This is a genomic window from Actinomadura sp. 7K507 (genome assembly GCF_004348425.1).
Classification (GTDB): Bacteria; Actinomycetota; Actinomycetes; order Streptosporangiales; family Streptosporangiaceae; genus Spirillospora.
Map to the genome: position 1 here is coordinate 1 of NZ_SMKK01000312.1, position 9,032 is coordinate 9,032.

At 66.0% G+C, this 9,032-nt stretch carries 2 protein-coding genes; both read left to right on the plus strand.

The window, feature by feature from the left end:
• Window positions 1–538: 538 nt before the first annotated feature.
• A complete protein-coding gene (locus E1285_RS40595) occupies window positions 539–4,651 on the plus strand; it encodes a LamG domain-containing protein (RefSeq protein ID WP_165966967.1) in 4,113 nt (1,370 codons plus the stop codon).
• 122 nt (window positions 4,652–4,773) lie between these two features.
• Window positions 4,774–8,940, plus strand: a complete 4,167-nt coding sequence (locus E1285_RS40600) for a hypothetical protein (protein ID WP_132159927.1) — start codon at window positions 4,774–4,776, stop codon at window positions 8,938–8,940.
• The last annotated feature ends 92 nt before the right edge of the window (window positions 8,941–9,032 follow it).

The following is a 9,032-nucleotide window of genomic DNA, read 5'->3' on the forward strand; positions in this document are numbered from 1 at the left end:
ACCCCACCGGACGTCCCAGCCCCGCGCTTCCCGCAGCCGCCGCGAGCCCGCCACGCACTCCCGCGCGGTGCGGGCTCCCGCCCGGCTCGGATCGTCCCGCCGCTGAAACCGAACGGCAGGCACAAGGCAGACCCACCCTCCTCATCCTGAGGGCGAAAGCGAGCACTTACATCGGGGTGGTGTGTCCTGTCAAGCCCGGCCTATCTGTCCTTCGAGGCGCTTGCCGACGTTGCGGCCACATCTGGTCAGTAGCCTGACCCCGCTTCGAATATCTGTCGTCACAGATCGTGGAGAGCCTGAGAAAAGGCCGTAGAAATTACCACGTTCCGCTGGCAAACAGCACTGTGACGTGGATCACAAGCAGGAGATCATCGGCTGCTCTTCCCAGTAATCGATGGTCGGGTTACGTTAAGGCGGCCTTAACAGCCCTTAAGCCATGGGGTTACATATGGGTCGTGTCGCGCGTCGTTGTGCTTCCGTTCTCACATTGCTTTTCTGGCGTCGGCCGGCTTGGTTGGCCCGCATTCTGGCGTTGGTGATGGCCGCCGCATTCATACAGGCGCTGGCGGCGCCGATGATGAGAGAATCCGCAGCCCGCGCCGACGAAACGAAAGCCGCGGCGACCGAGGAGAAGGCCCTCGCGACGGCGAAGCGTACCGGTGAACCGGTGGAGATCACGTCCCGGCACGGCGAAACCCGCACGGTGCGTGCGCTGCCGAATGGCCGTATCGAGATCGAGCAGCGTGTGCAGCCTGTTCGCGCACGTCAGAACGGTAAGTGGGTCGATATCGACACCACGTTGCACCGTTCAAGCGATGAGATCGCCCCTGCCGCGACGACGGTCGGGCTGAGGTTCTCCGGTGGCGGGAACGGCCCGATGGTGCAGATGACCCGGGCGGGTCGCACGCTGGCGTTGTCATGGCCGCAGGCGTTGCCCGAACCGACTCTGGACGACGACACCGCCGTCTACGAGGGCGTGGCCGGCCCGGACGTGGACCTGCGCCTGCGGGCGGAGGCGGACGGGTTCGCGCACGTCCTGGTTGTCAAGACCGCCGCCGCGGCCAAGAACCCGACAGTGGCCAAGCTTGCGCTGGCGATGAAGAACACCCGCCTCGCGGTGACCGAAGAGCAGGGCAGCGGGGTGTTGAAGGCCACCGACCCAGGTTCGGGCGCCGCGGTGTTCGAGGCACCGTCCCCGAGAATGTGGGACTCCTCCCAAGCCGGGTCGACGCCACAAGCCCGCGTCCAAGCGAAGGCAGAACCGACGGAGGAGCCGGCAGAGGGCGCCAAGACAGCGCTGATCGACGTGGCAGTCGGCGAAGGCAAGCTCACCTTGACGCCGGATCAGGGATTGCTGACGGCGCCGGATACCAAGTTCCCGGTGTACATCGACCCGGTGTGGACGACGAACAAGGCGTCCAGCTGGGCAATGGTGTCCTCAGGCTGGCCGAGCGAGTCGTATTACAAGTTCGACGGCAGGTCGAACGAGGGCATGGGGCGTTGTGAGGTGGCCAAGGACCCCAACTGCGTGAAGAACCAGACCAAGCGGCTGTTCTTCCGGATGCCGCTGCCGGCGGTCAAGGGCCGCTACATCCAGAACGTGGAGTTTACCGCGTTCGAAACCGACGCCTACAACTGCGATAACCCGACCTCGGTGCAGTTGTGGCGGACCAGCACGCTGGTCTCGCACGCCACCTGGAACAACACCGTCGGTACCTGGGGTAATGGCGGCGCCTGGGGTGAACACTTGACCTCGCGTGAGGTGGCGTACTGCTCCAGGGCTCCGGTGGAGTTCGGCGGGGCGAATCTGCGTGCGAACGTACAGGACGCGGTGAACAAGGGCTACGGCACGATCACGCTGGGTTTGAAGGCTTACAGCGAGTCCTCGATGGCCTGGTGGAAGCGGTTCGCCGATGACGCGTACCTGAAGGTGCAGTACAACAACCCGCCCTACCAGCCCAACACCGACTCGATGTACGCCGATCCGGGCACCAAGTGCGTGACGGCCAGCCAAGCGAAGCCCGTCAATGACATCTCCAGGGTGCACGCCTACCTGTGGGACCGCGACACTGAGGACAAAAACAAGGTCCGCGGCCAGTTCACTCTGCATTGGGCGAACAACGCCGACGGATCGGACTGGGGCCCGAAATGGACTTCGGCCCTGACACCAGCGAAGACATCGGGGACCAAATTCCACCAGGATCTACCGTCCACGATCCCGGAAGGCACACTGATCGGCTGGGGCGTACGGGCCTGGGACGGCGAGCAATGGGGCCCATGGAGCTACGACGGCGCACAGCGAGGCTGCTACTTCTACTACGACCCCGCAGTACCGGACGCGCCGACCATCACCTCCACCGACTACCCCGCTGACGGAACCTGGCGTGGTGGCGTTGGCGAGGGCGGACTATTCCACATTTCCGATTCCGAAGGTGTTGCTAGCCGGTACGAGGTCACTCTGAACGGCGTCACAGCCGCCACCGTGAACACCACCGGTGGAGCTACGCGGACGGTGGCGTTGGCACCGACCCAATCAGGCCCCAACATCATGACCGTGCAGGGGTTCGCGCCATCAGGGCAGAACGGCGCCAGCGTCTCCTACGAGTTCCTCGTGAACGCGGGAGCGGCCCCGGTGGCACGGTTCGCCATGGACGAGGGGACCGGGACGACCGAGGCGACCGCCACAAGCCCGGGCCGAGCGGCGTGGCTGCGTGGGTCCGCGGCCCTGGGGGCGCAAGGCAAGAACGGCACCGCGTTGTCGATGGACGGCGTGTACGGATTCGCCGAGAGCGGTCTCTCGATGGTCGACGGCACCGAGAGCTTCACCGTATCGGCGTGGGTGAATCCGGCCCGGATCAAGGCCGGCGACGTCCTGGCCCAACTCGGGACGTTCCAGAGCGGCTTCATTCTCGGCATGGAGCCCAGCGGGCAAGCCGTGTTCAAGAAGCCCGCGACCGACACCAACGACGGGGGCGGCGCCTGGCAGGTGGCAATCGACGACGGGCCCCTACCCACAGGTGCCTGGAGCCACCTGACCGGTGTGTACGACAAAAGTACCGCTCAGATGCGGCTGTACGTGGACGGCGATCTTCAGGCCACCGCGAACGGTGTGACACCGCTTGCCTCCGGAGGCGCTTTCCAGATCGGCCGGAGCTTCTATAACCGCAGCTTCTTGAACTACTGGCCGGGCTCGATCGACGACGTTCACGTCTTCGCTGAACCGTTGTCGGACTCGGAGGCTGGGGACCTGGCCGCCGGAAACGCGCCTTCGGGAACCGACCTGATCGCACATTGGCCGATGGATGAATCGCAGGGTAAGCCGCGAGCTTACAGTCAGGCCGCCCCGCTGAATGCGACCCTCCACGGCGGCGCGACGCTGGGAGCCGAAGGCCAGATTGGTTCGGCGCTGCAGCTCGACTCTGCGGCGCAGGGCTACGCGTCGACCGACCGTCCCCTCATCAACACCCAACGCAGCTTCTCGGTGTCAGCGTGGGTGAAGGTGGACGGGACCGCCGCAGGAAACGACTTCACGGCCCTTTCAGCGGAGGGCTCTTACAAGAGTGCTTTCTACCTCAAGTACGTCAAGAGCACTGGCAAGTGGGTGTTCGCACGTGCGGCCCACGATTCCGACGCAGCCGGCTGGTTCCAGGCGACCTCCGCGCAACCCGCGCAAACCGATGAATGGACGCATCTAGCCGGTGTGTGGGATGCAAGGACCAAGCAGCTGAGGATCTTCGTCAATGGAGACGAGGGGACGGCAAGTCCCGAGGTGACATCGGCATGGATGGCCACGGGCGGCCTCCAGATCGGGCGAGCCAAATACGGCGGAGCGCAGGTCGACCACTGGCCTGGTCAGATCGATGACGTCCGAGTTTATGACCGGCTTGTCGGTGACCAGGAGGTCGAGGAACTGGTCGCTCAGCATCCGGTTCTGAAGGCGCGGTGGGTGCTTAACGAGGAGCCGGTGGATAAGGCGCTCTGGGGGCCGGCCGGTGCGCCCGCACTCATCCCGCACAACGGCGCGGCCATCGTCGCGGGGGCCGGAATCGGCTGGACCGCGCCCGCAGGACTGCAGCTCGATTCCGCGGCCAAGGCATACGCCGAAAGCGCGGCGCATGTGGTGGACACCCACAACAGTTTCACCATCACGGGCTGGGTCCGGCCGATCGGCCGTCCTCAGGAGGCAGTGACCGTATTCTCCCAAGGCGGTGCGAACACTAACGCGTTCGCGTTGCGCTACGTGCCGGGTGAGGATCCGGCACAGCAGGGAAGCTGGCAGATCCAGATGCGTAACAGCGACGATTCCGCTGCGGAACCTGTGGTGGCCGTCCATGGGGACTTTGACCCGGATGACTGGATGCACCTCGCGGTTGTGTACGACGCGCTACGTGATCGCATCAGCCTCTACGTCGAAGGTGAGCTGTACCAGACTTCCGAGGGAGTGTCTCAGGAAGATCAGGCCCAGAGCTTCGAAACAGAGAACGGTCTCCTGCAGGTCGGACGCAACAAGTTCGGAGCGGCAGACGGTTCCGGTACCGAGTTCTGGGCCGACGCCATCGACGACATCTGGGTGTATCAGGGTGCGCTCACCCGAGAACAGGTGACCCGCCTGGCGATCTTCGACGACATACCGACCGAGGCGGGCCCGTGACCCGCCCGTCGCGTCCAGGCCGGTGCCCTCTCCCGGGGCCGCGGCCGACGGACCGGATTCCCTCCTTTCCTTTTTGACTCCCTGCTTCGTGATCCGCTCCGGATGGTGTGCTGGAGGACGTTGTGAACGCTGGCCGGAAGGCGTCTGGTCGCCGTGGCAAGGCGTTGTTGCTGGGCTGGAGCCGGTTCCTGAGGGCGACCGCGCTCGTGATGGCGGTGGTGATGCCGGCCGGGCTGCTGTGGGCGCCCCCGGCCTTGGCCGAGCTGCCGAACTCCGGACGTCCCACGGTCGACGACCATCAAGAGCCCGTCGATGGCAAGGCTCTGAAAGTGAAGTCGCGCAAGTCGGATCCGGCGACCAAGCCGGGCCCGGCGGCCAGGGCGGTCCGGCCGTCACCCGGCAGTGCCGAGGTCGACGTTCCCACCGGCTCGGCATCAGCCCGCCCGGCTGGGCCCCAGCGGGCAAAGGCCGCAGGTGACCTTCCGATCGAGATCCTGCCGCCGGACGAACGGGAGCGCGGACGTAGCCGCGTGGAGTGGGCCGAGCGGGTGCGGGTTCAGGTCCTGGACCGTGATGCCGCTCGCGCCGTGGGTGTGGACGGGCCGGCGTTCACCGTGGCCCGCACCGATGCTCCCAGGGCCGGACGGGTGCGGCTGCGGCTCGACTACGCCAAGTTCGGGCAGGCGTTCGGGGGTGCGTATGGCGCCCGCCTGCGGCTCATGCGGTTGCCGCAGTGTGCCCTGACCACCCCGGCCGAACCGGAGTGCCGTACACCCGTTCCGCTTGAGACGGCCAACGACGGTGAGGACAAGAGGCTGACCGCGGAAGTGGAGGCCGCGCCGGCCGCCAAGTCCGGGTCTCCGACGGCGGGCTCCGCCCAAGGCAATGCGACGCTGCTTGTCGCTGCCGCGGATTCCGGGAGTTCCCAGGGCGATTACAAGGCGACGTCGTTGGATCCTTCAGCGACCTGGGAGGCCGGTGGGAGTGGCGGTGACTTCTCGTGGTCGTACCCGATGCGGGTGCCGCCGGTTCCCGGCGCCCTGACGCCGAAGGTGGCGGTCTCCTATTCCTCGAGCAGCGTGGACGGCCGTACCGCCAATACCAATGGGCAGCCGTCGTGGGTCGGGGAGGGCTTCGACCTGTGGCCGGGCTTCATCGAACGCCGCTTCAAGTCGTGCAAGGAGGACGGCGCTCCTAAGGACCAGTGGGGGAACTCGCCCGGTGACCAGTGCTGGGCGTATGACAACGCGACCATCACATGGAACGGCAAAGGCGGCGAACTGATCAAGGCCGCTGACGGCACCTGGCGGTTGAAGAACGACGACGGTACCAAGTTCGAGAAGCTCACCAGCTCTTCGAACAACAACGGCGACGACAACGGCGAGTACTGGAAGGTCACCACCACCGACGGCATCCAGTACTACTTCGGCCTCAACCGCGCTCCCGGTTGGACGAGCGGCAAACCGGAGACCGGCTCGGCGTGGACCCTGCCGGTGTTCGGTGACGACTCCGGTGAGCCCTGCCACGCTTCGTCTTTCGCCAGTTCATGGTGTCAGCAGGCATACCGCTGGAATCTCGACTACGTCGTCGACCCGGGCGGTAACGCCATCCTGTACACCTACGGCAAGGAGGCCAATCACTACGGCCGCAACCTCAAGCCCGAGGACGAGACACCCTATGTGCGTGGCGGGTATCTGAAGACGATCTCCTACGGGCTGCGCAAGGACGCGCTGTTCGCCAAGGCGCCCGCGCAGGTCACCTTCGCCACCTCCGAGCGCTGTATCCCGGACGCGAACTTCGACTGTGCCCCGTCCAAGATCGGCAACAACCCCGACAAGTGGTGGGACGTCCCATGGGACTTGAACTGCAATTCCGGCCAGGAATGCAAGGAGGACCACGGGGCGCTCTCGCCGACGTTCTGGTCTCGCAAGCGGCTGACAGAGATCAAGACCCAGATCCTGAAGCCGGACGGGTCAGGCTACCGGCCGGTGGACTCGTGGTCGCTGGACCACGACTGGGGCCTGGCTGACGTCGAGCGCGACCTGCTGCTGGATGAGATCGAGCACAGCGGCCATCCCGCAACCGACGGCGGCGGGGCGGTGACAATGCCGAAGGTCACCTTCAACCACGTCCAAATGGCCAACCGGCTGGACAGGACCGGCGACGACATCCTGGCTTACACCCGCTACCGGCTCGGCGCCATTTACGACGAGGCCGGCGGGCAGATCGATATCGCGTACTCCAGCACCGACTGCTCTTTGTCGAATCTGCCGACGCCGGAGACCAACACGACGCGCTGCATGCCGGTGATCTGGACGCCACCGGGGCGTGAGGACCCGATCACCGACTGGTTCCACAAGTACGTGGTGACGTCGGTTATCCAGACCGACCGCACCGGGCTCGCCTCGGACATGGCCACCAAGTACGAGTACGTGGGCGGTGCGGCCTGGCATTTCGACGACGACGACGGGCTGACCAAGGAGAAGGACAAGACCTGGTCGCAGTGGCGCGGCTACGGTCACGTCCGCACGTTCACCGGCGATTTCGCCGACCCGTCCACTCGATCCGACACCTACTACTTGCGCGGTATGGACGGGGACCGCAAGACCAGGTCCGGCGGGACCAAGAGCGTCACCGTCTCTGACGGAGAGGGCGGCACTCACACAGACCACAACGCCCTTGTCGGCTTCCCACTGAGAACGGTGCAGTACACCGAGCCCGGCGGCAGCGTCCACAATAAGACCGTCAACACGCCGTGGCGGGTGCAGACGGCCTCACGAACCCGCTCGTGGGGCACCGTCACCGCGAACGTGATCGGTGTCGACACCGCCCGAAGTTGGACGGCCAAGGACGGCGGCGGCTGGCTGCAAACCGAGGTCGACAACGAGTTCAAGGGATCCGGTCCCGGCGTCGGACGCGTTACCGCCGTCAACGATCTCGGTGACGTGACCACCGATGCCGACGACAAATGCACCCGGACCACCTATGCCGACAACACCGGCGCCTGGATGGTGGACTACCCGTCCCGCGTGGAGACCGTCTCGGCCGCCTGCACGGCCGAAGCCGAACGTCCGAACCAGGTCATCTCCGATGTCCGCACCTATTACGACAACCAGGGGCACGGTGCCGACCCGAGCCAGGGCCGGGCGACCAAGGTCGAGAACGTCTCCGACTACGACGGCGGCACCCCGGCCTATGTGACCGAGATCGAGAACACCTACGACCCCTACGGGCGCGTCACGCAGTCCAAGAACGCTCTCGGCCAGGCCACGACCACCGCCTACACCGAAACGCAGGGGCTCACCACCAAGGTGTCCTCGACCACGCCCCCGTCCGACCCTGCCGTCCCGTCCACGGCGCTGACCTCCAGCCAGGAACTCGATCCGGCCTGGGGACAGCCGGTTCGCGCCACCGATGCCAACGGCCTGGTCACCGATCTGGTCTACGACGGCCTGGGGCGGCTGCGGAAGGTATGGCTGCCCGATCGGTCCAAGGCCGGCGGCGAAGACCCCAGCCACGAGTACGAGTACCGATTCGCCGACGGCGAGATCGTCGCGGTCACCTCCAAGGCCATCGTCGCCGGAAGCCTGCGTGTCACCGGCGTCAGCCTGCTGGACGGATGGCTGCGCCCCCGGCAGACCCAGACTCCCACGCAGGCGCCCGAGGGCCAGTCGGCGCGGCTGATCACCGACACCTTCTACGACGACCGGGGCCAGGCCGTCAAAACCTACGAGGCCTATCCGGCGACGGGTGCCCCCGCGACCGAACTGTTCGGCGTCGGCACCCCGGGCGCGGTCGAGAGCCAGACCCGCACGAGTTATGACGGCCTGGGGCGTCCGACCGTCCAACGCCTCTCGACCGGGAACGGCTCCCAGCCGGACCAGGAACTCTGGCGCACGACCTACGACTACGGCGGCGGCAACCGCGTCTCGGTGACCCCTCCCGACGGCGCCACGCCCACCTCCCAGATCACCAACGCCCTCGGCCAGGTCGTCGAACGCCGCCAATACAAGGCCGCCACCCCCACCGGCGACTACGACGCCACCAGCTACACCTACACACCCGCCGGCGAGATCTCCTCGGTGACCGACCCGTCCGGCAACGTCTGGACCACCGAGTACGACCTGCGTGGCCGCAGGATCGAGGCCACCGACCCGGACAAGGGCACCACCACCTTCATTCACGACGACCTCGACCGTCCGGTGTCCGCCACCGACGCGCGCAACAAGTCCGTCTTCACTGCCTATGACGGTTTGAGCTTCCCCCCGTTGCACGGACACCCGAGGTGAGGTCACTCGACGGCGTCTGAGGGCAGGTTGAGCCCTTCGAACGTGACGGGGCTATGCATCCCAATACTGGAATGCCGCCTGTATGGATTATA